This window comes from Gilliamella apicola, from assembly GCF_000599985.1.
In the GTDB taxonomy this organism is placed as follows: domain Bacteria; phylum Pseudomonadota; class Gammaproteobacteria; order Enterobacterales; family Orbaceae; genus Gilliamella; species Gilliamella apicola.
The window spans coordinates 830,565-855,841 of the sequence record NZ_CP007445.1 but is presented as its reverse complement, the minus strand read 5'-3'; the positions used below and the strand labels follow the sequence as shown (position 1 = coordinate 855,841).

At 30.7% G+C, this 25,277-nt stretch carries 24 protein-coding genes; 8 read left to right on the top strand and 16 right to left on the bottom strand.

Annotated features, from left to right (window positions below):
* The first annotated feature begins 71 nt into the window (after window positions 1-71).
* Entirely contained in the window at window positions 72-1,028 is a 957-nt protein-coding gene (locus tag GAPWK_RS03935) for a glycosyltransferase family 8 protein (RefSeq protein WP_025314984.1), read from the top strand.
* A gap of 340 nt (window positions 1,029-1,368) precedes the next feature.
* A complete protein-coding gene (locus GAPWK_RS03930) occupies window positions 1,369-2,649 on the top strand; it encodes a phosphoethanolamine transferase (RefSeq protein ID WP_158413574.1) in 1,281 nt (426 codons plus the stop codon).
* A gap of 105 nt (window positions 2,650-2,754) precedes the next feature.
* Here the strand turns inward: GAPWK_RS03930 and msbA (GAPWK_RS03925) are convergent, their stop codons facing one another.
* Together msbA (GAPWK_RS03925) and msbA (GAPWK_RS03920) are read right to left on the bottom strand one after the other, a co-directional pair.
* The gene (gene msbA / locus GAPWK_RS03925; RefSeq protein WP_202961685.1) at window positions 2,755-4,521 is read right to left on the bottom strand and encodes a lipid A ABC transporter ATP-binding protein/permease MsbA; all 1,767 of its coding nucleotides are present in this window, start codon (window positions 4,519-4,521) and stop codon (window positions 2,755-2,757) included.
* Between the two features lie 13 nt (window positions 4,522-4,534).
* Window positions 4,535-6,271: a lipid A export permease/ATP-binding protein MsbA gene (msbA, locus tag GAPWK_RS03920; protein WP_025314981.1), complete on the bottom strand. Its 1,737-nt coding sequence runs from the start codon at window positions 6,269-6,271 to the stop codon at window positions 4,535-4,537.
* A gap of 572 nt (window positions 6,272-6,843) precedes the next feature.
* On the opposite strand from msbA (GAPWK_RS03920), the gene GAPWK_RS03915 reads away from it, so the two are divergent.
* A complete protein-coding gene (locus GAPWK_RS03915; RefSeq protein WP_025314980.1) occupies window positions 6,844-7,860 on the top strand; it encodes a glycosyltransferase in 1,017 nt (338 codons plus the stop codon).
* Between the two features lie 5 nt (window positions 7,861-7,865).
* Here GAPWK_RS03915 and GAPWK_RS03910 read toward each other — a convergent pair whose 3' ends face one another.
* The 5 genes from GAPWK_RS03910 to rfbB are packed head-to-tail and all read right to left on the bottom strand — an operon-like array spanning window position 7,866 to window position 12,258.
* The gene (locus GAPWK_RS03910) at window positions 7,866-8,876 is read right to left on the bottom strand and encodes a hypothetical protein (protein WP_025314979.1); all 1,011 of its coding nucleotides are present in this window, start codon (window positions 8,874-8,876) and stop codon (window positions 7,866-7,868) included.
* Window positions 8,877-8,896: 20 nt separating this feature from the next.
* Entirely contained in the window at window positions 8,897-9,763 is an 867-nt protein-coding gene (rfbD, locus tag GAPWK_RS03905; RefSeq protein ID WP_025314978.1) for a dTDP-4-dehydrorhamnose reductase, read from the bottom strand.
* 8 nt (window positions 9,764-9,771) lie between these two features.
* Window positions 9,772-10,302: a dTDP-4-dehydrorhamnose 3,5-epimerase gene (gene rfbC, locus GAPWK_RS03900; RefSeq protein WP_025314977.1), complete on the bottom strand. Its 531-nt coding sequence runs from the start codon at window positions 10,300-10,302 to the stop codon at window positions 9,772-9,774.
* Window positions 10,303-10,310: 8 nt separating this feature from the next.
* Window positions 10,311-11,177 (bottom strand): glucose-1-phosphate thymidylyltransferase RfbA, encoded by an 867-nt coding sequence (rfbA, locus tag GAPWK_RS03895; RefSeq protein ID WP_025314976.1) that lies wholly within the window; start codon window positions 11,175-11,177, stop codon window positions 10,311-10,313.
* Window positions 11,178-11,193: 16 nt separating this feature from the next.
* Window positions 11,194-12,258: a dTDP-glucose 4,6-dehydratase gene (gene rfbB / locus GAPWK_RS03890; protein ID WP_038517150.1), complete on the bottom strand. Its 1,065-nt coding sequence runs from the start codon at window positions 12,256-12,258 to the stop codon at window positions 11,194-11,196.
* Window positions 12,259-12,441: 183 nt separating this feature from the next.
* On the opposite strand from rfbB, the gene GAPWK_RS03885 reads away from it, so the two are divergent.
* Window positions 12,442-14,727, top strand: coding sequence for a glycosyltransferase (locus GAPWK_RS03885; RefSeq protein WP_025314974.1), 2,286 nt, complete (start codon window positions 12,442-12,444; stop codon window positions 14,725-14,727).
* Between the two features lie 100 nt (window positions 14,728-14,827).
* Here GAPWK_RS03885 and GAPWK_RS03880 read toward each other — a convergent pair whose 3' ends face one another.
* The 6 genes from GAPWK_RS03880 to GAPWK_RS03855 form a co-directional block, all read right to left on the bottom strand.
* Window positions 14,828-16,267, bottom strand: a complete 1,440-nt coding sequence (locus GAPWK_RS03880) for a hypothetical protein (RefSeq protein ID WP_238551143.1) — start codon at window positions 16,265-16,267, stop codon at window positions 14,828-14,830.
* A 339-nt stretch (window positions 16,268-16,606) separates the two neighbouring features.
* Window positions 16,607-16,807, bottom strand: coding sequence for a hypothetical protein (locus tag GAPWK_RS03875; protein WP_025314972.1), 201 nt, complete (start codon window positions 16,805-16,807; stop codon window positions 16,607-16,609).
* Between the two features lie 114 nt (window positions 16,808-16,921).
* The gene (locus GAPWK_RS03870) at window positions 16,922-18,181 is read right to left on the bottom strand and encodes a sigma 54-interacting transcriptional regulator (protein WP_025314971.1); all 1,260 of its coding nucleotides are present in this window, start codon (window positions 18,179-18,181) and stop codon (window positions 16,922-16,924) included.
* On the bottom strand, window positions 18,144-19,187 hold the full coding sequence (gene nagZ, locus GAPWK_RS03865; RefSeq protein WP_025314970.1) for a beta-N-acetylhexosaminidase: 1,044 nt from the start codon (window positions 19,185-19,187) through the stop codon (window positions 18,144-18,146). Before nagZ ends, GAPWK_RS03870 begins: the two co-directional genes overlap by 38 nt.
* On the bottom strand, window positions 19,187-19,810 hold the full coding sequence (locus tag GAPWK_RS03860; protein WP_025314969.1) for a penicillin-binding protein activator LpoB: 624 nt from the start codon (window positions 19,808-19,810) through the stop codon (window positions 19,187-19,189). Before GAPWK_RS03860 ends, nagZ begins: the two co-directional genes overlap by 1 nt.
* 3 nt (window positions 19,811-19,813) lie before the next feature.
* Entirely contained in the window at window positions 19,814-20,161 is a 348-nt protein-coding gene (locus GAPWK_RS03855) for an HIT domain-containing protein (protein WP_025314968.1), read from the bottom strand.
* A gap of 478 nt (window positions 20,162-20,639) precedes the next feature.
* On the opposite strand from GAPWK_RS03855, the gene rpsF reads away from it, so the two are divergent.
* Genes rpsF through rplI form a run of 4 tightly spaced genes read left to right on the top strand, consistent with a single transcriptional unit; the run spans window position 20,640 to window position 22,019 of the window.
* Complete coding sequence (gene rpsF, locus GAPWK_RS03850; protein ID WP_025314967.1) at window positions 20,640-21,023, top strand: 30S ribosomal protein S6; 384 nt, start codon at window positions 20,640-20,642, stop codon at window positions 21,021-21,023.
* Window positions 21,013-21,315, top strand: coding sequence for a primosomal replication protein N (priB, locus tag GAPWK_RS03845; RefSeq protein ID WP_038517850.1), 303 nt, complete (start codon window positions 21,013-21,015; stop codon window positions 21,313-21,315). The genes rpsF and priB overlap by 11 nt, the downstream gene beginning before the upstream one ends.
* Window positions 21,316-21,319: 4 nt before the next feature.
* A complete protein-coding gene (gene rpsR, locus GAPWK_RS03840) occupies window positions 21,320-21,547 on the top strand; it encodes a 30S ribosomal protein S18 (protein WP_025314965.1) in 228 nt (75 codons plus the stop codon).
* A 22-nt stretch (window positions 21,548-21,569) separates the two neighbouring features.
* Window positions 21,570-22,019: a 50S ribosomal protein L9 gene (gene rplI, locus GAPWK_RS03835; protein ID WP_025314964.1), complete on the top strand. Its 450-nt coding sequence runs from the start codon at window positions 21,570-21,572 to the stop codon at window positions 22,017-22,019.
* A 59-nt stretch (window positions 22,020-22,078) separates the two neighbouring features.
* On the opposite strand, the gene GAPWK_RS03830 is transcribed toward rplI, so the two are convergent.
* The 3 genes from GAPWK_RS03830 to ggt form a co-directional block, all read right to left on the bottom strand.
* Window positions 22,079-23,023 carry an IS3 family transposase gene (locus GAPWK_RS03830; protein ID WP_148296396.1) on the bottom strand — a complete coding sequence of 315 codons (945 nt, stop codon included), beginning with the start codon at window positions 23,021-23,023 and terminating at the stop codon, window positions 22,079-22,081.
* Window positions 22,921-23,427 (bottom strand): DUF5320 domain-containing protein, encoded by a 507-nt coding sequence (locus tag GAPWK_RS03825; RefSeq protein WP_025314962.1) that lies wholly within the window; start codon window positions 23,425-23,427, stop codon window positions 22,921-22,923. The genes GAPWK_RS03830 and GAPWK_RS03825 overlap by 103 nt, the downstream gene beginning before the upstream one ends.
* A gap of 137 nt (window positions 23,428-23,564) precedes the next feature.
* Window positions 23,565-25,265 carry a gamma-glutamyltransferase gene (gene ggt, locus GAPWK_RS03820; RefSeq protein ID WP_025314961.1) on the bottom strand — a complete coding sequence of 567 codons (1,701 nt, stop codon included), beginning with the start codon at window positions 25,263-25,265 and terminating at the stop codon, window positions 23,565-23,567.
* Between the last annotated feature and the right edge of the window lie 12 nt (window positions 25,266-25,277).

Genomic DNA, 25,277 nt, shown 5'->3' with positions numbered 1-25,277 from the left:
TTTGTATAACTATTTTGTAATGAATAAATAGCTATGATATATTAAAAAAATTGTATTTATGAGTATTTGAAATGAATAATAGTATTATTAATATTGTATATTGTACAGATTCAAATTATTTTGAACATGTAGGTGTATCTATAACTTCAATTATACTTAATAATAAACACCATAATATTCATTTTCATGTTTTTCTATATGATGTATCAGAAGAAGAGAAAAACAAATTACAGCAAATCAGCAGTTCAATTACTCTTTATTCAATTCCTATTGATGAATTGAATAAATACTCGGACATCCAGAACAACAAAATAAAGCATATCAATCGTTCGATGTATATTCGCTTATCTGTACCACGATTATTACCTGATTATGTTAATAAATTCATTTATTTAGATGCAGATATATTATGCTTTGGTAATATATCTCCTATTTTGAATATCAATATAGATTCTGTAGTTTGTGCTGTAACACCCGACTCTTTAGATGCAAATAATATGTTACAAAATAAAGAGCGTTTAAATTTAGCTTCTGAAAAATATTTTAACTCTGGCTTTTTATACATAAACACCCAAAATTGGAAAAAGTTTGATACTGAAAATAAAGCTAATCAAATATTATTATCGCCTCAAAATTTTAATTTATTATATCCAGATCAGGATGCACTGAACATTGTTTTACAAGATCAAGTTACTTATATTGATGTAAAATGGAATTATTTATTTACTTGGATGAATGATCAAGAAAAAGAATCTTTTTTCCATAATAAACAATCATTACCTTATTTTGTGCATTTTACGGGTGCAAGAAAAATTTGGTACCAAGAGCATACCGGTATTGCCCAAAATATTTATTGTTTCTACAAACATTTTACTCCTTGGTGCAATCAATCATTAAAATCCTATAAAAATAAAATGCGCTCTGTAGATTATAGGATATATGCAAAGCAATTCTTAAAAAAAGGAAAAATAATTCAAGCAATTAAACATTACATAACTTATCTAATCAAATTGTTTGGAATAAAATAGCTTTTTAAAAATTTATAAGGGAATTATGTTCAATCAATTGAAAAAGATAGATTTTTACCATCAAAACAAACAAAAATTTCTTGTCGTTTTTTATTTTTTAATTATTTTGATAAGTTTTTACATCATAAACATTCAAAATTTGAAAAATTTTAGTTATACATTTCTTATATACTTGCTTTTTCTACTCATTAAAAACAAATGTGGCAGGATAAGAAACTCTGTATTCCTTGTATTCAACTTTATTTTAGGTATTGAATTATTTTTCAGTATTAAATATGGATACATTTCAGAATCACTTCTAAAATCGGCCTTGGAAAATGACTCCGAGCAAAGTGTTACAATGATTCTACAAGAACTCTTTCCTATCATAATTCCGGCAGTTCTATTTTCAATAATATTTACTTTTACCATCTATAATAAAATTCAACTCAATCTAAATAATAAATTTTTATATTGGGGTGCAATTTTTATTTGTTGTTTTTTCTTTTTTAAAAATACGTTCTATTATTATTTATCAGATAAACGTCATGTTAGAGACTTTCAAATAGATCCTTTCTTTTCGCTGAATAAATCAATTCGAATGAAATATCCAATGGTAATTGGAAACACTTCTATATTATTAACTTCCTATTTTGGGTTTAAAGAAAAATACACTAATGTAATTGAACATGAAAGGTATAATCAATCAATAATAAATAATAAATCAATGCTTTATGGGAAATATAAAAATATTATCCTCATTTTAGGTGAATCCGCATATAGAGGTCGACATAGCATTTATGGATACGAAAAGAATACAACACCCAATATGAGTAAAATTTTCTCACAAAAAAATAGTTGTGTAATAGAGCAAGCGCATTCACCGGCTTCAATAACAAGAGATTCAATTCCAATGTTATTGTCATTTGCTAAACCGAATAATGAATTACCTTTATTAGAAGAAAAAAATATTATTGAAATGGCAAATATACAGAAATACCATACATCTTGGATTTCAAAAACACGAGAATCGGGCGCTCATAGTAGTAAATATTCAATAATTGCTAAGCTTAGCAATACATTTATTGAAAATTTGGAAGATGATCTTCAACTCCCAGAAAAATTAATAGAAACTAATTTTCAAAAAAATGAGAATAACTTTATTGTTCTTCATTTAGCTGGGAGTCATAAACCTTATAACCTTGGTTATGATCAGTTAGATTCGCAAGATTTACCTAATGGAGATAAATACGATTTAACTATTCATCATACAGATAGAGTAATAGAAAAAATTTATAAAACTTTAAAAGTGAATCTGGATAATTTCATTTTGATTTATACTCCTGACCATGGTGAAATTGTTGATTTAGGACATGGTTTATTAAGAAAATCAAAAAACTTTAGTAATCAATTTGAAGTGCCACTAATGATATATTCAACATACGATGATTTTCCTTGTAAAGAGATAGAAAATTACAGAAATAATGACAAAATGATAAATACTTCAAATATTGTCTATTTATTTAGTAAATTACTAGGTTATTCAGTAGATATTGATCAATCATTAATAATAAATGATTTAATACTATCTGTAGATGGACAACCTTATGAATATCAGAGTTTTATTAAAAAGTATCAATAATTTTTAGAATGAATAGACTTTTAATGAAACCTCGTCATAAAAAGTCTATTTAATTTTAATTGTTTTAATTTAAGATATATAAATAAAATTGAGCAAATTAATCGGCTAACTTAAATTGCTTTCATACAGTTTTGAATATAAGCCATTTTGGGATAATAATTCATTATGATTTCCTTGTTCAATAATTTCACCACTATCAATAACAAGAATTTTATCCGCTTTTTCAATCGTCGATAACCGATGTGCAATAACAATTGAAGTTCGCCCTTTTTGTAATTCTTCCAATGCGTTTTGTATTGCTTTTTCCGATTCTGAATCAAGCGCGGACGTTGCTTCATCTAAAATTAAAATTGGGTTATCACGCAATAAAGCCCTAGCGATAGCAATGCGTTGACGTTGTCCTCCAGATAATAATATTCCATTTTCTCCAACTACAGTTTCAAATCCATGCTCAAGTTCTTTTATAAAATCATACGCATAAGCTTTTTTAGCAGCTTCTTCAATCTGACTTTGTGAATATTCACCTATTCGTCCATAAGCAATATTATTAGCTATGGTATCATTGAATAAATGAACATTTTGAGAAACTAAGCCAATTTGGTTTCGTAAACTATATAGAGTTAAATCCTGGATATTATGATTATCAATTAAAATTTCGCCTTCACTTATATCATAGAAACGTGTAATTAAACTTGCTATAGTCGTTTTACCAGAACCTGAACGACCTACAAAGGCAATAGTTTTACCGTGCTCTACTGTAAAATTAATATCTTTTAATGCGGGTTCTTGTCTAGTTTCATATGTAAAAGAAACATGTTTAAATTCTATATTACCTTTTACTCGTTCAATAGTTAAATTGCCATTGTCTTTCTCAATAGGTTGATCAAATATTGAAAATAAAGTTTGGCATGCAGCCATTCCTTTTTGAAAGTCAGCATTAACACTTGTTAAACTTTTGATTGGTTGCATTAATGCAACTAAAGAAGAAAATACAACGGTAAATTGTCCTGGAGTAATATTTAAATCTGGATTACTCGCCATTAATAATACAAAAGCGATGGCAAACGATATAATTAATTGAACTATTGGAGTAGACAAAGCAGAAATGGAAACTAATCGCATCGTATCCCTTCGGAATTTATTACTTGCTTTTTCAAAATTAGCCGACTCTTCATTTTGAGCACCAAAAAGAATGATTTCTCTATGACCTTTTAACATTTGCTCAACAGACATCGTGACATTACCCATTGAATTCTGCATGTTTTTGGCCATTTTTCGGAACTTTATTGATACAAATGTGATTAGACCAATAACAATAGGTGTAATAAAAATCAAAGATAGAGATAATTGCCAACTATTTATAAACATTGTATAAAATAAGCCGCAAATAAATGCAGATTCACGTACAATAGTAATTAAAGCATCTGAAGAAGAAGAGGCTACTTGATCGGTATCATACGTTATACGCGATAATAACCGACCAGTAGAGTTTTTATCATAAAAACTCACTGGGGCATCAACAAAATGATTAAAAAGCCTTTGACGAATTTTAAGCACAATTTTACTTGAAATCAGTGATAAAAAATAAGAATACCCATAATTTGCAGCACCACGAAGAAAAACTAAAGTAAAAATATAAATTGGTGCCATAAATAAAAAGTGCTGATCATTTTCAACAAACCCTTTATCTAGCAGAGGTTGCAATATTCCAATAAGTGATGTATCTGCAAAAGCACTTAAAATTAATAATATTATTGCAAAAAAGAGCAGAAGTTTATGCTTAATTATATATGGCCATAACTTAGAGAACGTATGTAACGTCGAAAAGTCTCGATCAATATCATTATTTATCGTTTTATTATTTTTTTTCATAATATAATTTTAATTAAGAGTTAAATTGTAGTTGATACATTGAGGCATAAATTCCTTTTTGGGATAACAAAGTTTGGTGATTCCCATCCTCTACTAGCTGTCCTCCATCAATAACTAAAATACGATCTGCTTTTTCAATTGTTGATAATCTATGAGCAATGACGATTGAAGTTCTGTTTTTTTGCAAACGTTCAATTGCTTGTTGTACTAATCTTTCCGACTCATTATCTAAGGCAGAAGTCGCTTCATCAAAAATAAGAATTGGATTATTTCGTAATAAAACTCTCGCAATAGCAATTCGTTGACGTTGTCCTCCAGATAACAACACTCCATTATCGCCAATCTCAGTATCAATTCCATTTTCTAATTTTTCAATAAATTCCATTGCATTAGCTTGTTTAGCAGCCTCAATAATATCTTGTTTGGTATACTTATTTTTAGCACCATAAGCAATATTATCTGCAATAGTTCCATTAAATAAGTGGACTTGCTGAGAAACATATCCAATTTGGTTACGCAATGATCTTAGAGTATATTGTTTGATATTGATCGAATCAATTAATATCTCCCCCTCAGCAATATCATAAAATCTTGGTAATAAACTGGCTATTGTTGATTTGCCTGCGCCTGAGCGGCCAACTAAAGCGACTGTTTCACCTTTCTTAATTTTAAAACTTACATCTTTTAAAGATGGCACACTATTGTTTGGATAGGTATAAGTTACATGACGAAAAACAATATTATTTTTTACATCTTTTAATTCAATTTTTCCATTATCTTCCTCTAAAGGAGTGTCTAAAAGAGTAAATAGTGCTTCACAAGCAACAGAACCTTTTTGTAATTCAAGGTGAACACTAGTTAATTCTCTTAATGGTCTCATCATAGCAACCATCGCGGAAAAAACAACAGTAAATGAACCGGGTGTAATATCTAAAGTTTGATTTGCAACAAGAAATAATATTAACCCCAAAGCGGCTGTAGCGACCAATTGAATAATAGGTGAGGATAATCCGGAAACTAAAACGATCTTCAATAGACCTCGCCTAAAAATTTTGTTAATGGTATAAAAATTTTCTTTTTCATATTTTTGAGCATTATAAACAAGAATTTCTTTATGCCCTTTAATCATCTCGTCGGCAGCAGTTGTTATGGTACCAATACCTTTTTGCATAGAAATTAGAGCATGACGAAATTTTTTTGCTATAAATTGAGCAATAAAAATAACTACAGGCACAACAACAATTAATACTGAAGCTAATTTCCAATTGCCATAAAACATTACTACACCTAAACCAATAGCATATGCAATTTCTCTAACAAGTATAATCAGGGCGTCCGATGATGCTTTCGATAATAATTGCGTATTATAAGTAATTAGTGTAACGAGATCCCCTATTGAACTTTTATGGAGAAAACTCGTTGGACTCTTGACTAAATGATTAAAAATTAATTGACGAAATTTAGTTACAACCTTTCCCGATAACCAAGAAAGACAATAAGTTGAAAAATAATTTGATAACCCACGTAAAGCAATCAAACCAATAATACCAATTGAAAAAAGGACTAAAAGTTCATAATTTTTATCCATCAAACCATTATCTAATAATGGTTTAGTTAGTGAAATTAACGTTGCATCAGTTGCAGCATTTAATAAAAGTGCAATAACAGCAACTATTAAAGCTTTTTTATATGGAGAAATAAATGGCCACAATTGTTTAATTGTGTTTAACGAACTATGTTTATTTTTCATAAAAGGTAATGTTTTATCAAAACACTAATTATACTATATAAACGATATTGTTTATCATTTTATTTCAATTCTTTTTCAACTAGATTTAATTTGTATTGTCTATATTTAATATATAATAAATAATGAATTAGACATTATACGTAACTCAATTCATTTATGTATAATTCCAAATAGGAAATCACTAATGTATGTCCATGCTAATCATTTTATAAAAAATAAGAATTTTTATAGATATAATAGTAGCAAAGTTAATCAGCTGGATACGGCCTACGGAATTGTTAAAAATTTTTTCTTAGTTTGTGCTGTTTCAATCTTTTCTATTTTAATATCTAGCACTAATCTCGGATTTTCTTTTCACATCTTTACTAACCATTTATTGTACAAATTAGATATTATTTGTATTATTTATACAACGCGTATAATATCTAATCAGTTAGACTTTATATGTAATGTAATTCAATTCAATTCATTTTATTTTTAATTTAATTAGCAAGTTAATTTTTTACAACAACAGTATCCTTATTTTCATTAAATGCGTTTATTTGTGGATTATTCCAAATAGGAAGTCACCAATGTATCTCGATGCTAATCATATTATTAAAAAAAAAATAACTTTTTATAGCAATAATAGTAGCAATGCTAATCAACTGGATATAGCCTACGGAATCGATGAAAAATTTTTCTTAGGTTGTGCTGTTTCAATTTCTTCTATTTTAATATCTAATAGTAATCTTGAATTTTCTTTTCACATCTTTACTAATCATTTATCGTGCGATTTTGAAAAAAATCTAAAGTTATTATCTGAACAATATAAAACCAATATAACACTGTATTTAGTTGATGACGTAAGTTTGTCAAAACTTCCAACCACAAAAAACTGGACTATAGCAACTTATTTTAGATTTATAATAGCCGATTATTTTTATCAAAAAATTGATAAAATTCTTTATATTGATGCAGATATAATATGCACAAAATCATTAGAAGAGTTATTTACATTACCACTCGAGGAAAATATCGCTTATGTGGTTTCAGATAAAGATGCTATCTGGTGGAATAAATGTGCAATTCGCCTTGATGAAAATAAATTATCAAAAAGTTATTTTAATGCTGGTTTTTTACTAATGAATTTAAATAAATGGCAGGAATTCAATATAAATGACAAAGCATTAGAATTACTTTCTGATATCAATAAATCAAAAAAATTTACGCATCTCGATCAAGATGTTTTGAATTTACTACTACTTGATAAAGTTAAATATCTTAATAGAAAGTACAATCAACAAGTAAGCATTAATTATGAACTGAAACAGAAAAATAACGCCTATTTACCTAATTTAGATCAAGCAATATTAATACATTATATCGGACCAACCAAGCCTTGGCATACATGGGCAAAACAGTATAAATGCACGCAACACTTTATAAACGCAAAACAACAATCACCATTAAAATCTGTACCACTGCTACCTGCTACGACAGCTACTCAAATGAGATATTGTTCAAAACACAAAATGCATCAGAAAAAGTATTTTTCTGGAATAATTTGTAATATTATCTATTTCCTTAAAAAATTAACTAAAAACTAATAAAATCAAGAATATTTTATTAAATCATTTTTTATGGTCGTTAACATTGCATCAGAGCTGTATTGATACAAAATATCTAAAGGAACAGGTATAAACCTTGTGTGTAAAAATTTTATGATGTCTCCATAATTCTGATCTTCAAGAATAAAAATCTGATCAGGATTATAAAAATCATATTCTTTTATCGATTTATTTGTAGTGATTAATTTTTTATTAAATAATATCGCTTCAATGGATCTTAAGGTTACCCCTGTTTGCCCTGTTTGTACTATTTCTAAAATAATATCACTTTGTTTTACTTTTTCTATATTATCAAAATAGCTAATTTTTTGTCCTAAATTGTAATATTCTGATTGTTGGAAAGTTATACTAGTTTTTTTTAGCACTTCATAATTGATCAAATTAAAATCAGTTATAACGTTATTAATTTGCAAAATAGGGGCGAGTTTATTAATCACTGCAACTCGATTATCCCAATATTCACCAATAAAAAAACATTTTTTTACAGTGTTATTATCAGATGGTCTTTCTCGGATCTTTTTCATTTCAGAGAAACTAAAAGGTAAAAACTGATTCAAATAAGTAAAGTGATATTTTTTACAATCTTCAAAATCAAAACTGTATATTTTATTAAAGTGAGGAGTAATTTTGGTAATAAAATCTTCATTCTGACGTAGCCATTTTTTTTTGTTTTTCATACTATTGTTTAATACAGCAATAGTATCTCTTAAAACTAGCACTCGATGGCAATTCATATCTTTAACTAAATCTATAAATCCTGATATAGCAAAACCACTGCATAATAAAATATCATCAGGCTTTAATTTTCTTAACTTTATTAATTTATTTAGTTTGATAAACCATTGTCGGGGAAAGTTTTTTCTTTCTAAAGAAAAATTGATATCTCTAAAATGCTTCATCAGTTTATTAAAAAGTATAATATCATATTCATGCTTAAGGGCGTTGATCATATACTTTTCATAATCAGCATTCCATTCTGCAAAATAAATAGTCATAATATGTTAGATTATTTAAATTAATTATCAAATTTAATTTTAGAAATACTGTGAATCAAACCTTTATTCCAATCTGAAGCTAATAAACCATACTTCCTTAATTTTTCAACATTCATTACTGAATATTTTGGTCTTTTAGCTTTTGTAGGAAATGCTTGAGTTTTGACTGGAATAATTTCTGGAGATTGAGTTATCACTTTTAGGGTTAAGGCAATTTCAAAAATTCTTTTGGCAAACAAAAACCAAGAGGTTGAACTATCGCCACAAAAATGATAAATACCTCCATCTATTTTTTTATCAAGCAAATAAAGAATTACTTGGGCCAGATCGCCTGCATAAGTTGGATTACCAAGTTGATCATCAATTATGGATAATTGTTGTTTTTCAGTAGCTAATCTCAACATTGTTTTAACAAAATTATTACCATATGGGCTAAATACCCAAGAAGTTCTGATGATAATAGAAGATGGATCATTATCTAAAACTGCTAATTCACCATCACGTTTTGTTTTGCCGTAGATATTAATCGGGTTAGTAGTATCTTCTTCCGTATAAGGAATATTGTTAGATCCATCAAAGACATAATCAGTCGAAACATGAAAAAATTTCGCATTATATTTTTTTGATGAAATGGCTAAATTTTTAGGTCCTATAACATTGACATTGTAAGCCTGTTGAGGCTCGTCCTCAGCTTTATCAACCGCAGTATATGCAGCAGCATTAATAACGGCATCAGGTTTATATTTTGCAATAAAACTATCTACCGCATACTCATTAGTAATATCAAGTTGTTCAGTGTCGGTCTTAATCAGTTCCCATTTTGATGGGAAAATATCCACAAAACAATTACCTAGTTGGCCATTAGCTCCAGTTAATAATACTTTCATATAATTTATTATAGCTCCTGTAATGTTTTACCTAATCTGTCTTTGTCAGATAATATTGGTGTTGATACAGGCCAATTAATATTTACTGTTGAGTCATTCCAAAGTAAACATCCTTCAGAACAAGGATCATAATAATTAGTGCATTTATATTCAAAATCAGCTATATCAGACAAAACTAAGAATCCATGAGCAAGACCAGGAGGGATCCACAGTTGATTTTTATTGTCTTCAGAAAGAACAACACCTACCCATTTACCATAAGTGGATGAATCTTTTCGAATATCTACAGCCACATCAAATACTTCCCCCCTGACAACTCTAACGAGTTTCCCTTGTGGATTTTCTTTTTGAAAATGTAAACCTCTTAAAACATTTTTTTGTGACCTAGAATGGTTATCTTGAACAAAAGTTAAATTGATATTTAACATTTCTTGATAACGTTTTTGTTCATAGGTTTCTAAAAAAAAACCACGTTGATCGCCGAAAACTTTAGGATTAATAATTTTTACATCAGGAATTTCTGTTTCGATTACTTGCATTTACTTACCTACTCCTCAATTAATTGAGATAAATATTGTCCATATAATGTTTTATCTAAACTCGCTGCTTCTTGTTTTACTTGCTCTAAAGTTAACCAACCATTACGATAGGCAATTTCTTCAAGACACGCTATTTTTAATCCTTGACGTTTTTCAATGATCTGAACAAAAGATGAAGCTTCAATTAAACTATCATGGGTTCCTGTATCAAGCCAAGAAAATCCTCTGCCAAGTATTTCAACATTCAATAATCCTGCTTCTAAATACATTTGATTAAGTGTTGTTATTTCCAATTCCCCTCTATGGGAAGGTTTAATTTGTTTAGCCATTTCAACAACATTTTCATCATAAAAATAAAGTCCTGTAACAGCCCAATTCGATTTTGGTTTTATAGGTTTTTCTTCGATTGATAAAACTTTAAAATTTTCATCAAAATCAACAACACCAAAACGTTCTGGATCAACGACTTGATAACCAAAAATAGTCGCACCTTCTGTTTGTTCCACTACTTTTTGTAATTTTTTTCCAAAACTTTCACCAAAAAATAAGTTATCACCTAAGATCAAACTGCATCTTTGACCTTTAATAAATTCTTCACCAATTAAAAAAGCTTGGGCTAAGCCTTCTGGTTTGGGTTGCTCGGCATAGCTGAGCTTAATTCCAAATCGGGAACCATCACCTAATAGTCGCTTGAACATCGGTAAATCATCTGGAGTTGAAATGATTAATATATCAGTAATGCCAGCTATCATAAGAACAGATATTGGATAATAAATCATTGGCTTATCATATATAGGAAGTAATTGTTTTGAAATACCTCTAGTTATAGGATATAGCCGAGTTCCCGAACCACCTGCAAGTACTATTCCTTTCATGAATTAACCTAACCTATTAGTTTAAAATACCATGCCTAGATCTGGCGTAAGAACCATCTTTTATATGGTCACACCAGGTACGATTATGTAAATACCATTCAACGGTTTTACGCATACCGCTTTCAAACGTTTCTTGTGGTTTCCAACCTAAATCATTATATATTTTTGAAGCATCAATCGCATACCTTTGGTCATGACCAGGTCTATCAGCAACATTAATGATAAGATCTTTATAATTTTTAATATTATTAGGCTTAGTTGGCACCAATTCTTCAAGTAAATCGCAGATAATATTAACAACATCAATATTTTTCTGCTCATTATGTCCACCTATGTTATAGGTTTCACCATTTTTTACTTTGGTTGCAACTAGATAAAGTGCCCTAGCATGATCCTCAACATACAACCAATCCCTAATTTGTTGACCATTACCATAAACAGGTAAAGGTTTTCCTTCTAATGCATTCAAAATCATTAATGGAATTAATTTTTCTGGGAAGTGATAAGGTCCATAATTATTTGAACAATTGGTAATAACTGTAGGTAAATTAAATGTTCTATGCCAAGCACGAACCAAATGATCACTTGATGCTTTAGAGGCTGAATATGGACTACTTGGTGAATAAGGCGTCTTTTCAGTAAAAAGATCGTCTGTACCATGTAAATCACCATATACTTCATCGGTAGAAATATGATGAAAACGAAAGCATTTTTGTTTATCTGAATCTAATTTTTTCCAATATATTAATGACTCTTCTAAAAGCGAAAAAGTTCCAATTACATTAGTTTCTATAAATGTTGATGGATTATCAATAGATCGGTCAACGTGACTTTCAGCAGCTAAATGCATAATGATATTTGGCTGAAATTCATTAATTGCTTTAGATAAAGAGTTTCTATCACAAATATCAATTTGTTTAAAATGAAATCGATTACTTTTAGATACTTTATCTAAAGACTCCAAATTCCCAGCATAAGTTAATTTATCTATGACTAATACTTCATCATCGGTTTGCTCAATAATATAGCGAACAACAGCAGAACCAATAAAACCAGCACCTCCAGTTACTATTATTTTCATAATTTAGATCCGGATAAAATGATTAGTTTAAATAATTATATATACTAAAAAAGCATTTTATCACGCTTTAACATAAATATAAACGAATTAATATTATAAATGAATTAATTTTATATGTTTAATTCAAGTAAAAATAAGGTTATAATTTTTTTATAATCGAAATCATAAAATGGTGTGGAAATAATGCTAAAAAGAATTACGACACAATCATCAGTGAAGCTTAAATGTTTGGGAGTTACTATTTATAAAAGAAAACTTAACTCAAATGAGCAATTTTTTTTTAAAAATGTCTTCGTGATAAAACGCGATAATGGCTATAAAAAAATAAGTTTTCTTGGTTTAAATATTCTATCAAAAAAGCTGCCTGTAAAAAGTAATGTATTAAATCCCGATAATAATTTGTACAATAATTCCGAAATAATATCCGATGTACAAAAAAAATTATGGTTTACACCTTTAACTCCTGAAGAGCATTTATGGAATGAGTTGCAACCGGCCAAATATTCTTCAAGAACTCGTTGTGTCGTTATATTACCTATTTATAAAGGTTTGGATGAATCTTTATGTTCTATATATCATGCATTAAAAAGTAGAACAACTGATGAGTATAGTTTGTTAGTTATTAATGATGCAGGACCTGATAAGGAATTAAATCTGAAACTTGATGAGCTTTCTCAAAAAGGCCTATTTGATTATCATTTAAACAAAAAAAATCTTGGTTTCGTTAAAACGATTAATTTTGCCATAAGCAATTTATCGCATAATCTTGATGTAATATTATTAAATTCTGATGCTTTTGTGTTTGAAGGCTGGTTTGAAAGAATGATTGATTATGCTGATAATGATAAATCGATAGCCACAATTACACCAATGTCTAATAATGCAACGATCTGTAGTTATCCATTCACATGTCAAGATAATAATAAGGTTCTAGAGATCACTCCTGCTGAATTGGATCAATTAGCAGCCAAAATAAATAAAGGGTCATATATAGAAGCACCAACCGGGGTAGGTTTTTGTTTTTATATGAGAAGAGAAGTTATCGATAAAATAGGTATGTTAGATGATAACGCTTTCAAAGTTGGATATGGTGAAGAAAATGATTTTTGTATGAGGGTACTTCATGCCGGTTTCAAGAATATCATCATTGGAGATGTCTTTGTCTTTCATGTTGGTTCAGTATCCTTTTCTGCCATTAAAGCTGAAAATATGAAAAAAGGGGAAAATGCCCTAAAACTGAAGCATCCAAACTATTTAAACATGGTACATCACTTTTTACATGTTGATCCGGCTTTAATCCTTAGACGTAATTTAGATATCGCCAGATTAAAATTGAAACTCGAAAATCGAAAAACTGTTGTGATTGTTTCTCATGCATGGGATGGCGGTATTAATACCTATCTTAGACAAATAGTAAAAAAATATAAAAATCAGAATATTGATTGTATTCTCTTAAAAGTTCATGACAAAAAATATTATTCAATTGAAGTTCCCGAAAACTATCATATAGAATTACCTAATTTGCAGAATTTATCTTTGAGTTGCGATTTTGGATTTTTAGACTTATTTTTTAAAACAATCCAACCAGATTTAATACACATTAATAGTTTTGCGGGTCTTGATTGGCATCATCATGAAAAACTATTGTATTATTTTGCTTCATCAGATTGGAATTATAAATTTATCATTCATGATTATGCTTGTATGTCGTATGATTACAAACTGCTGAGTCCTGAATATATTTACAAAGGACTACCAACTTTAGCTCAAAGGAATATTTGGAACAACTGGAAATCGTTACCTGCTGATTATGAAGTAAATATTTCAGACGCTATTGAAAAGCATAAAGCTTACAACCTATTTTTTAATAAATGTTCTAAGATTGAAGCGCCAACTTATCGAACTCGTGACATTATATTATATGATTTTCCAGAAATAAATATTGATGTCATTCCACATGAAAATGTTTTCAAAAATATCGCTCCAGCAAAGAGAAATAAGGATAAAGATAAAATAAAAATTGCATCAATAGGTGCATTAAGTATCGAAAAAGGCTCACAAGTATTAGCTGCATTAGCCGTCGATGCCAAAAATCGAGATTTGAAATTATCCTATTTTTTAGTTGGTTATAGTAATCCTACTGATCAACATGTGATGCAAACCAATAATGTTAAAGTTACTGGTAAATATCAAAATGATGAAGAATGTATTAACCAACTTAGAAAAATTTCGCCTGATTTGATATTGTTACCGAGTATATGGGAAGAAACTTTCTCTTATACATTATCAATCGCGTTAGCCTTAAAAATACCTACGTTAGTGTTTGATATTGGAGCGCAAGGAGAGAGAAGCAAAGACCATAATTGGGTTGTAAAATTAGATCCATTGTTAATGCATAACCCAAGAGGCATCTCGGATTTAATCCTAAATTTAAATATAGATAAACTATGGAATGAAGCTTCAAATTAATATCATTTTTAATTTTTTAATGATAATTAATATAAACCAATCTTTCTATTATGTTTTATCACTCAATAACATATAAAAGATTGGTTTTTATATACTAATATTAATCAACATTTTTGTTATATAGCCTTTTAATTCTTCTGGTTAATCTGTTAAAAAATGTATTTTTATATTTCTGATATTGAGTTTCTAACTCATTGTATGAATCGAGTAATTGGTTGTAATTATCCAAATTAAGCTGATTTTCCAATAATTGATTATTATATTCTTCAATTAATTGTTCCAGTTTGTTTGAGATAGATTCCTTTTGCTCTATTAATTGTCCCAGTTTGCTTGAGATAGATTCTTTTTGCTCTATTAATTCTTCATTATTGTATGATATCTCTTGAAATTTTGTTAAAAGTTCTTGGTGTTTTAATTTTTGCTCCTCAATTCTTGCTAATATCTGACTATTTTCAGAATTTAACTTAGAATTTTTAATAATTAATTCATTGTTATCAATAGTTAGTTGTTTATGCTCTGATACTAATCCATTATATGCGTTATAATATTGCTTAATAGATTTTACGATTTCGGACTCCGATCCTATCTTCTGGCGATCCTCTAAATTTAAAGTTTTTTCTGAAATACTTTCTTTAGCAATATTGATTATATTTATAATATAGTTATCTAAATTGTATTTTGTTAAAATTTCACTCTTAATTTTTGAGACATCACGTTTAGCTTTTGGAAAATAAGTTATTATTTCGTCAACAATTTCACTAGCAGATATTCGTCTTAAACAACATCTTCCAGAATAATTAAACTGTTCTGAATTTTTATAATTGTCAATCAAAAGCCACCCTATCCCACCAAAATGGTCATAACAGTAAACCGGAGTATCACTAACAATGGCATATTGCACTGTTTTTCCTATTGTTATTACAGCATCGGCATCCTCAATCATTTTCGGTGTTAATCGACCTACATGCCCTTTAACACCTATATTAATTATGTTTAATCCATGTTCATTTTTTAAAATATCTAGCGCATCTAACACTTCTTGTGGAGGATGATTACTGACTAAAAGTATATTTTTTAATTGTTCATTTTTAGAATCTTTTTCACAAATAAACTCTGATGGAGCAGCATTATAAAAAACTTCACTAATATGAATAGGAACACCAAAATTACTTAACTGATTATAAGTTTCTTGACTATTAAAAAAAATTTTATTAGCTAATAATCTTTCTGTATATAATCCAAAAGTCTCTAAATGCTCATAAGGAGATAGGTGTACAAATACAAAGAAAGTTTTATTATTAAAACAATCTATATAATGATTAATAAGAATAGGCAGTACCTGATGTTGAGACCAAACAATATCATAATTGAATGGGTTTGGTAATTCATCAGTATTGAATAAATTGATATCCGAATTTTTAGCGATCTCAATTACTGGAGAATCAATATAATTCGCCACAATATCAACTAAATAATTATTCTTCTTGAAGCATTCTGCTACTTCCAATGCAACTATTTCTGAACCACCAATGCTTGCCATATGATTAGTACATATTAATACTTTTAGCATAAACGTTTAAGCCTATTATTTTATTAATAAATTAGCTTTTTAAATTAAAAGCTAATTTATTCTGAATATGAAAAATAAAACAATAACAATTCAAAATAATATGTATTAGTAGATACCGAATTAGTTATTGCTCATTACCTCATCAAGGCTTTGAAATATAAATTTAAATGATACTCCTTATTATTTTTTCAATTTGAATTTAGCATGATTAATGTCCTCTTTAAAGTAATCAGGTAAAGTATTCAGATGATAAGGTACAATAAAAGAAACACCATTATCATGGGAACTTAAAATGGCTCTTTTTATTATTTATGTATTTTCAACCATCGGATAAGCTTCTGGAATATCATATTTAGTAATTTTGGATTTTTTTACAATCAAATATATAATCACTATAGAAATGAGCTCTATAATAGAATAATGTTTTTTTAATGAAACTTCTACGGCAAGTTTTTTCGCCTCTTTATCACCATTTAACAAAGCTGCAAGCATTTTTGTTTCAGCAATCACATTAGTAAAAGCTATTAATAAAAACTTGATAAAACTTCAAATGTAGCTTATAAATATATTACTTTGATAGATAAAATTCTATTTTCAATCTCAACTTAGATAAATTAGTTATACTTATCTACCTATTCCATAATCCCTAAGCTTATTAGCAATTGAGGTATGGGATACCCCTAATCTTTTTGCAAGTTTTCTAGAGCTTGGATATTCAATATACAAGCTTTTTAAGACTTCTTTTTCGAATTGTTTGGTCATTTCATCAAGTGTTTTGTTCTCAATATTATTGATCCAAGAAACTTGAGCCGAAGCTATCGCTGGTAGAACAATATCTTTTACAGTCAATTGTGATGAAGTCAACTGAGCTAATGCGGAATAAAGTACATTTTTAAGCTGTCTTACATTACCCGGCCAAGTGTAATGAGTTAAATAAGGAATAACATCCTGATTTACTGTTGGCGGTTTAATGCCTTGCTTATGGGCAAATTCATCAATAAAAATATGCGTAAGTGGTGCAATGTCATCCTGACGTTCTTGAAGTGAAGGTAAATTTAAAGACAACACATTCAAGCGATAATAAAGATCTTTCCTAAACTTTCCTTGTTCCACCAATTCAGCTAAATCAACTTTAGTCGCACAGATAATTCTAACGTCGACATAAACTTCGTTATCATCACCTACTCTTCGAAAATATCCGTCATTTATAAAACGTAATAATTTGGTTTGCATTTGAAATGACATTTCATCAATGCCATCAAGTAATACAGAACCACCATTCGCTTGCTCAAAAAAGCCTTTTTTACTTTCTAATGCACCAGGATAGGCGCCTAATGCATGACCATAAAGTTCACTTTCAACCACGTCATCAGGCATAGCTGCGCAATTTAAACCTAAAAAAGTTTGATTACCTCTCGGGCTATATTGATGACATGCGCTAGCCAGCAAATCTTTACCAGTTCCTGTTTCGCCTGTAATCAATAGTGGCTCTCGTTGCATCGAAAATGCTTTAGCCTGAGCAATCAATTTTTGCATTGTTTGACTTTGGTCGGCAAAAATATCGAACGCATGATTGCCAACGACATTAATTTTTGATAATCGTTTTTTCAGATATTCAACCGGTTGTAAAACGAAAGTGATTTTGAATGATTCATTAATTTTTTGCAATAAAAAATACTGCGAATTTAAAACAATAATCGTATCATCTTGTGTATCTAAATTTACAGAATTATCAAGAGAAAACACTTTATGATAATTAAAAGTTTGATTCAAAATTAACAAATTAGACGAAATCAATTCACCAGCTTGTTGATTATAGCTAACTAATTGTTGATTATTGTTGATTTCAATGATTGCTGCTTGCATAATCTGCCCATTTTTCATTTAGTTTGGTTAATTTATCACGACGATATCGCCACTCAAGGCTTTTAGCTAATTCATCAAAGGTTATTTTAGTTTTGGATAATAAAAGTTTTGCTTTATTTGTTTTCAAAGACTGATTTTTATCCAAAACCATCAACTGTTCTAAAATCGCTAATGAACCTTGCCGATTATTACAAGCCAAGAGCAGATCACAACCTGCAGCTAATGCAACCTGTGCTCGCTGTGCATGATTTCCCATTACTGATGCACCTTCCATTGATAAATCATCAGAAAAAGTCACACCTTTAAAATGTAACTGTTGCCGAAGCACTGTTTTGAGCCAGTATGACGATCCACTAGCTGGTTTATCATCAAATGCAGGATAAATCACATGTGCTGGCATAATTGCATCAAGTTTATTATCTGCGATAAGTTTCGCGAAAATTTGCATATCTTGCTCAATCACTGATTTTTCACGATCATCAATAGGCGTTTCTTTATGTGAATCAGCAATAACATGACCATGTCCTGGAAAATGTTTACCTGTGGTTTTCATTCCTGCTGCATGCATACCATCAATCATCGATGAGGCGATTTGGTAGGCAATGTCAGCATCATGATGAAATGATCTTGTTCCAATAGCTAAACAGTTATGACCTAAATCTAAAACTGGTGTGTAACTAAGATCGATATCAAAAGCAATCAGCTCCATAGCTAACACCCAGCCCGCATCAAATGCCAATGATTTAGCATGTTCAAGATCGTTAAGTTCAGCAAAAGCTTGTGCTGGAGGAATGAGGGTAAACCCCTGTTTAAAGCGTTGAACGCGCCCTCCTTCATGATCGACTGAAATTAATAATCGCTCATTTGTTGCTGCACGGATCTGTTTTATCAATTCGTTCAATTGTTTTGGTTCTTGATAATTACGGCTAAATAAAATTACACCTGCAACCAATGGATTTTGCAGTAGTTTCTTATCATCATCGGTTAGGGATATACCTTCAAAATCAATCAACAATGGACCCATTACTGACTAGCCTCACTTTGTTGATTATCATTGGTACTTTGTTTAGAAAAATCTTTAGATGTTACTCGATTTAAGATTTCACCTGTTTGGGTTGAAATTAATTCCATAGAAAGATTAGCATCATTTTTTTCGGTTGGTACTTTGTTAATGGTGGTAAAAAGTACATAACCAGCATTCATTGATTTGGCTAATCCAATCATTTTACCTCTTGAAACCAATTTATCATCAGGTGAAATACCTAATGCTTGTTTAGCTTGATTGATAGATTGTCTACTAGCGACAGTGAATTTATTTTGTTTGTTCATTAATTGATGTAACACTTCATCAATTTGGTTGTTTACCAAATAATCACCACTGCGATTTTGAATATCACTAATTAACAAGATTTTGTTTTCATCATTCAAAGAAGATGAATCATTTATCAATTTATTTGTAAATGGTGACAAAATTGCATCCCAATCCGTTTTCTTAGTAATTAACGGTGGGGTTTCAATCACATCTCCATCAGTGGGATTTATAATAACAGGAGGCGCAACGGTTATGTCCTTACTATCGAAAAGATGACAACCCGTTAAAATAAAGGCTATTGCCGAAGTAACAACTATGCGTTTTATCTGTTTCATATATTAACCTATTAATCGACCTAGTTTTTTTCCACCTAATAAATGCATATGAATATGAAAGACTTCTTGACCAGCATCTTCATTACAATTAACAATTAAACGATAACCACTTTTATCAATGCCTTCTTGCTTAGCAATTTTTGCAGCAACAATCATCATATGCCCAAGTACAATTTCATCTTCTTCTTGAACGTCATTAACAGTTGGAATAAGTTTATTTGGAATAATTAAGATATGTGTCGGAGCTTGAGGCGATATATCACGAAAAGCAGTCACTTTATCATCTTGAAAAACAATATCAGAGGGAATTTCTTTCCGAATAATTTTACTAAAAATCGTTTCCTGAGCCATCATATTTCTCCTTTTATTCTATGCCTAAAAATGAAAATTTATATTAGTCCAAGCATAGCATATTTTGTTATTAATAATGTATAGATATCGTTACATTTTAGCGTTCAGTCATTTATTTGAATATAATAAAATAATAACACTAATCCATTCACTACTCTCTTAAAATAATTACCTTTAGCCAGAAAATAACAATATTATTGTCAAGAATGATTAACAAAAACAATTTTTAAATATAAAAATGATATTTTTGTAAAAATTATTCGGGAGTCTATATCATTTCATTGTTATTTTAGCATGAATTAGACTTCTAAACATAAAGTCAGGATTGACATAGAAAAAACTCAATATATTCATTTGTCAATTAAAATAAGTTGATATATAATGCCACGTCGATTTCAACCGCTTATTTTCATGTTCCTTGCTTTCAATGGGTTGCGGTTGCCCCGACAGAAAGCTGATTAATCCGTAGGGAGCGATAATGCGTCATTACGAAATAGTATTTATGGTTCACCCAGATCAAAGTGAACAAGTACCGGGTATGATTGAACGTTATACAGGTACGTTAACCACTGATGGCGGTAAAATCCATCGTTTAGAAGATTGGGGTCGTCGTCAATTAGCTTATCCTATCGAAAAGCTGCACAAAGCACATTATGTGTTAATGAACGTTGAAGCAACTCAAGAAGCTGTTAATGAGCTTGAAGATAACTTCCGTTTTAATGATGCAGTAATTCGCAGTTTAATTATGCGTACCAAAAATTCTGTAACTGAACCTTCACCTATGTTAAAAGCTAAAGATGAGCGTCGTAACTCTGAAGAAGATTTTAGCGAAATAAACATGGACGATGATTCTGACGAATAATCGTTTATTGCTATCGGGTATTGTAAAAAAAACACCGATACGAAAAATGAGTCCAAGTGGGATCTTGCATTGTCAGTTTTATTTAGAACATATTTCTGAACAAATTGAAGCAGAACTTACCAGACAAGCGTGGTGCATAATGCCCGTAATTGTCAGTGGACAGCAAGAGTTAAGTTACATAAAAAAAGGCAGCAAAGTTTTAGTGAGCGGTTTTATAAGTACCCACACAAAACGTAATCAAACAAGCCAACTTGTTTTACATGCTGACCAAGTTAAACTATTAGGAGAATAGCCAAATGGCACGTTATTTCCGTCGTCGCAAATTCTGCCGTTTTACAGCAGAAGGCGTTAAAGAAATTGATTATAAAGATGTTTCTTTATTAAAAAGCTATATCACAGAAAGTGGTAAAATCGTACCAAGCCGTATTACTGGTACTAGCGCAAAATATCAACGTCAACTAGCTCGCGCTATCAAACGCGCTCGTTATTTGGCATTATTACCATATACTGACAACCATCAGTAATTAGCAACAGAGGGGACATATAATGCAAATTATTCTACTCGATAAAGTTGCTAATTTAGGCAGCTTAGGTGATCAAGTTAATGTTAAAGCGGGTTACGCACGTAACTTTTTAATTCCACAAGGTAAAGCAGTGCCAGCTACTAAAAAGAACATTGAGTTCTTTGAAGCGCGTCGTGCTGATTTAGAAGCAAAACTTGCTGAGACATTAAAAGCCGCTGAACAACGTGTAAACGAAATTAATGCACTTGAAAAAGTAACTATTACTTCTAAAGCTGGTGACGAAGGTCGTTTATTTGGTTCTATTGGTACTCGTGATATCGCTGATGCAGTTAAAGCTCGTGGTGTTCAAGTATCAAAAAGCGAAGTTCGTTTACCAAATGGTGTGTTACGTACAGCTGGTGAACACGAAGTGTTCTTCCAAGTACACAGTGAAGCTTTTGCTAAACTTATTATTGAAATTATTCCTGAATAATTATCATTCAATAAAAAAGCCCGTCAGATGAAGTGACCCCATAAAGTTGGACACTTTTATTAAGTGGCTTGTAAGGCCTGATTTCGATATTCAACCGGAGTCAGGCCTTTTAATTTGGCTTTAATCCGTTTGGTATTGTAGTATTCTATATATTCTTCTATTTTTTCAATCAATTCATCTGCATCTTGAAAGCATTGTCCATGATACATTTCTGATTTTAATAGACCAAAAAAGTTTTCAGCTACCGCATTATCTAAACAATTTCCTTTTCTGGACATACTTTGTTTGATGCCATTATTAGCTAGTAGCTTCTGATAATGGCAATTTCTATATTGCCAGCCTTGGTCACTATGTAGTAACGGTTTTTCATACTGTTTTAATCGTGATATCCCTTTTTGAAGCATATCTGTCACCAACGTTAAACGTGCATTTTTAGCCACTTTATAAGCGATTACTTCTTGATTATATAAATCGATAATGGGAGATAGGTAAATTTTCTGTTCATTTACCTTAAATTCTGTGACATCCGTTACCCATTTTTCATTCGGTTTTGATGATTCAAAATCTCTTTTAAGATAATTAGCTGCTGTTTTACCTGTCTCTCCACGATAAGAACGATATTTTTTAGGTCTTACTGTCGATTTGAGATTAAGCTGACCCATTAATCGTTGTACCGTTTTATGATTGAGCTTAATTCCTTCATTTATCAACGCTAAATGAATTCGCCGATAACCATAGCGCCCTTTATGTTCATGGTAAATCGATTCTATACGTTTTAACTCATTTTCATAAGCAGACGGGGTTTTCAATCTATTAACATGATAATAAAAAACACTTTTTGCCAGTTTTGTTGCTGATAGCAAATGTCTTAAGGAATACTGATATTTAAGAGCTAAAACAACTAACGTTTTTTCTTTGTTTGTTGACGTTTTGCTTGCTTCAGCTCTTCCAACTTTTTTAGAACAGCATTTTCTGCTCGTAAATAAGCAATTTCCTCTTTTAATGCTTCAATTGTTTTTTCATCATCACTGTGAGTGGGTTCAATACGGGGTTTCTTCATACAGGGTCTTCCTCTGGAATGATATTCAAGCCCTCGGAAACCCTTTTTATAATATCTATCAAGCCAAACAAATAGAAGCCCGGGGGAACTTAAATTAAGCATAGCACTAGTGTGCCCGAGAGACCAATCATTTGTCCACATTAATTTTAGTGCTTGTAATCTTGCTTCCGCATGACGTAAATGAGGTGTTGGTTGAAAGGCGTTATCACCATGAATCGCAACCACTTGGGACCAATATCGAATCTGACGAGAAGATATCGCATATTTTTTTGAAAGAATTTCCGATGATTCTCCTGATAAGAATTCATTAGCTATGATAATTTTTAAATCTCGACTATATTTTGACATAAAAAGACCCCCTGTAATTGGTTGTCCAACTATTGGGGGTCACTTCACAGATTGACGGGTTTTTTATTATTAGTTAGTTGTAATTTATTGAATAGTAACAAATCAATTGTTATTGCAAACAATTCATTCTAAATGTTTCATCTTACAATTATTGCTTTACCTCGGCCACGAATATCTGACACCGCATCGGGTTTATTATTGGTAATTTTTATAACCTGAATATCTCCACTGAAATCTTGTTGATAAAAGCTATATCCCATCTGCTCAAGATCTATTTTCAGCTGTTCTGGAACACTTTTTTGAAAACTCTCGATATAAATAACATTGCTTGGTAATAGTTGATGGTGATAACGAGGTGCCTGTACAGCTTGTTTTAAAGTCATGTGGTTATCAAAAACATTGGCTACAACTTGAAAGATAGAGGTAAAAATCCTTGAGCCACCGGGTGTACCAATAACCATTACCACATTATTATTTTTTATGAAGATACTGGGTGACATCGAAGATAAAGGTCGTTTGTTCGGTTCTATTGCATTTGCATTTTTACCTACAACACCATACTGGTTAGCAACACCCGGTTTACTGCTAAAATCATCCATCTCATTATTAAGTATAATACCTGTACCTCGCACAACGACAGCAGAACCGAACCAACCGTTAAGTGTATAAGTGTTAGAAGCCGCATTGCCCCATTTATCCACAATAGAAAAATGGGTAGTTTGTAATTTTTCTCCATTATCTAAACCTGGTTTAACGTGTTCTGTATTGGAAATGCTTTTTGGATTAACTTGTTTAGCTCTTTGAGCCATATAATTAGTATTGATTAATTTAGAGACAGGTACAGTTACAAAATCAGGATCTCCCATATATTCCGCCCGGTCGGCAAAAACACGTTTTTCTATCTCTGCCATTAAATGAACATACTTTGATGAATTAACTTCGACACCTTTAAAATCATTTATTAATTCTTGTTTCATTGATAATAATTGAATTAAACCTATTCCTCCTGAACTTGGCGGTGGTGCAGTAACAACTTGCATACCTTGCCAATTCGCTACTAAAGGCTCTCGCCATTTTGCTTGATAATTGGCTAAATCACTTTCCGTAATTAACCCATCATTTTTTGCCATTTGCTGAGCAATTAATTTAGCAGTTTCTCCTTTATAAAATCCATCACTACCTTGCATTGCAATACGTTCTAATACTTTGCCAAGCTCAGGTTGTTTAAACATCTGTCCTTCTTTCATAGAACCAAAATAGTGCTTAAAGTAACCATTGGCTGGTGCCATTGGTTCTATTTCTTGATAACGAGTCACTAATTGTTTATTAACTCTAAACCCATCATTAGCAAATCGAATCGCTGGCGCCATGACTTCTTTCCAACTTAATCGGCCAAAGCGTTGATGTACAGCCCACATACCCGCAACAGTACCGGGAACACCTGACGCTTTATGAGAATATAAACTCAGATTGTCGATTACATTTTTTTTACCATCAAGAAACATATCTTTATCTGCTTTACCAGGGGCAACTTCTCGATAATCCAGAAAATAAGGTTTACCCTTGTACCAAAGTGTCATAAAGCCTCCACCACCTATATTACCCGCCTCAGGATAAGTAACCGCTAATGTAAATGCTGTAGCTACAGCAGCATCCACAACATTACCCTCTTTGGATAAAATCTCTTTAGCAGCTATGGCACCATAGTAATCTGGAGAGGCAACCGCCCCAGCTTCAAATTTTGGTTGGATATTTTCAGTGGAAATAGCTTGCTGACTTATCACTAAAAACACAATAAAACAGCTAAACTTGAGCAACCTACGTTTAAGATAGAACATTTTAGACCTCCT

Excerpts from the sequence above, each read along its gene's own strand:
- GAPWK_RS03935 (WP_025314984.1), top strand. The coding sequence starts at position 72 with ATGAATAATAGTATTATTAATATTGTATATTGTACAGATTCAAATTAT.
- GAPWK_RS03930 (WP_158413574.1), top strand. The coding sequence starts at position 1,369 with ATGATTCTACAAGAACTCTTTCCTATCATAATTCCGGCAGTTCTATTT.
- msbA (WP_202961685.1), bottom strand. The coding sequence starts at position 4,521 with ATGAAAAAAAATAATAAAACGATAAATAATGATATTGATCGAGACTTT.
- msbA (WP_025314981.1), bottom strand. The coding sequence starts at position 6,271 with ATGAAAAATAAACATAGTTCGTTAAACACAATTAAACAATTGTGGCCA.
- GAPWK_RS03915 (WP_025314980.1), top strand. The coding sequence starts at position 6,844 with ATGTATCTCGATGCTAATCATATTATTAAAAAAAAAATAACTTTTTAT.
- GAPWK_RS03910 (WP_025314979.1), bottom strand. The coding sequence starts at position 8,876 with ATGACTATTTATTTTGCAGAATGGAATGCTGATTATGAAAAGTATATG.
- rfbD (WP_025314978.1), bottom strand. The coding sequence starts at position 9,763 with ATGAAAGTATTATTAACTGGAGCTAATGGCCAACTAGGTAATTGTTTT.
- rfbC (WP_025314977.1), bottom strand. The coding sequence starts at position 10,302 with ATGCAAGTAATCGAAACAGAAATTCCTGATGTAAAAATTATTAATCCT.
- rfbA (WP_025314976.1), bottom strand. The coding sequence starts at position 11,177 with ATGAAAGGAATAGTACTTGCAGGTGGTTCGGGAACTCGGCTATATCCT.
- rfbB (WP_038517150.1), bottom strand. The coding sequence starts at position 12,258 with ATGAAAATAATAGTAACTGGAGGTGCTGGTTTTATTGGTTCTGCTGTT.
- GAPWK_RS03885 (WP_025314974.1), top strand. The coding sequence starts at position 12,442 with ATGCTAAAAAGAATTACGACACAATCATCAGTGAAGCTTAAATGTTTG.
- GAPWK_RS03880 (WP_238551143.1), bottom strand. The coding sequence starts at position 16,267 with ATGGCAAGCATTGGTGGTTCAGAAATAGTTGCATTGGAAGTAGCAGAA.
- GAPWK_RS03870 (WP_025314971.1), bottom strand. The coding sequence starts at position 18,181 with ATGAAAAATGGGCAGATTATGCAAGCAGCAATCATTGAAATCAACAAT.
- nagZ (WP_025314970.1), bottom strand. The coding sequence starts at position 19,187 with ATGGGTCCATTGTTGATTGATTTTGAAGGTATATCCCTAACCGATGAT.
- GAPWK_RS03860 (WP_025314969.1), bottom strand. The coding sequence starts at position 19,810 with ATGAAACAGATAAAACGCATAGTTGTTACTTCGGCAATAGCCTTTATT.
- GAPWK_RS03855 (WP_025314968.1), bottom strand. The coding sequence starts at position 20,161 with ATGGCTCAGGAAACGATTTTTAGTAAAATTATTCGGAAAGAAATTCCC.
- rpsF (WP_025314967.1), top strand. The coding sequence starts at position 20,640 with ATGCGTCATTACGAAATAGTATTTATGGTTCACCCAGATCAAAGTGAA.
- rpsR (WP_025314965.1), top strand. The coding sequence starts at position 21,320 with ATGGCACGTTATTTCCGTCGTCGCAAATTCTGCCGTTTTACAGCAGAA.
- rplI (WP_025314964.1), top strand. The coding sequence starts at position 21,570 with ATGCAAATTATTCTACTCGATAAAGTTGCTAATTTAGGCAGCTTAGGT.
- GAPWK_RS03825 (WP_025314962.1), bottom strand. The coding sequence starts at position 23,427 with ATGTCAAAATATAGTCGAGATTTAAAAATTATCATAGCTAATGAATTC.
- ggt (WP_025314961.1), bottom strand. The coding sequence starts at position 25,265 with ATGTTCTATCTTAAACGTAGGTTGCTCAAGTTTAGCTGTTTTATTGTG.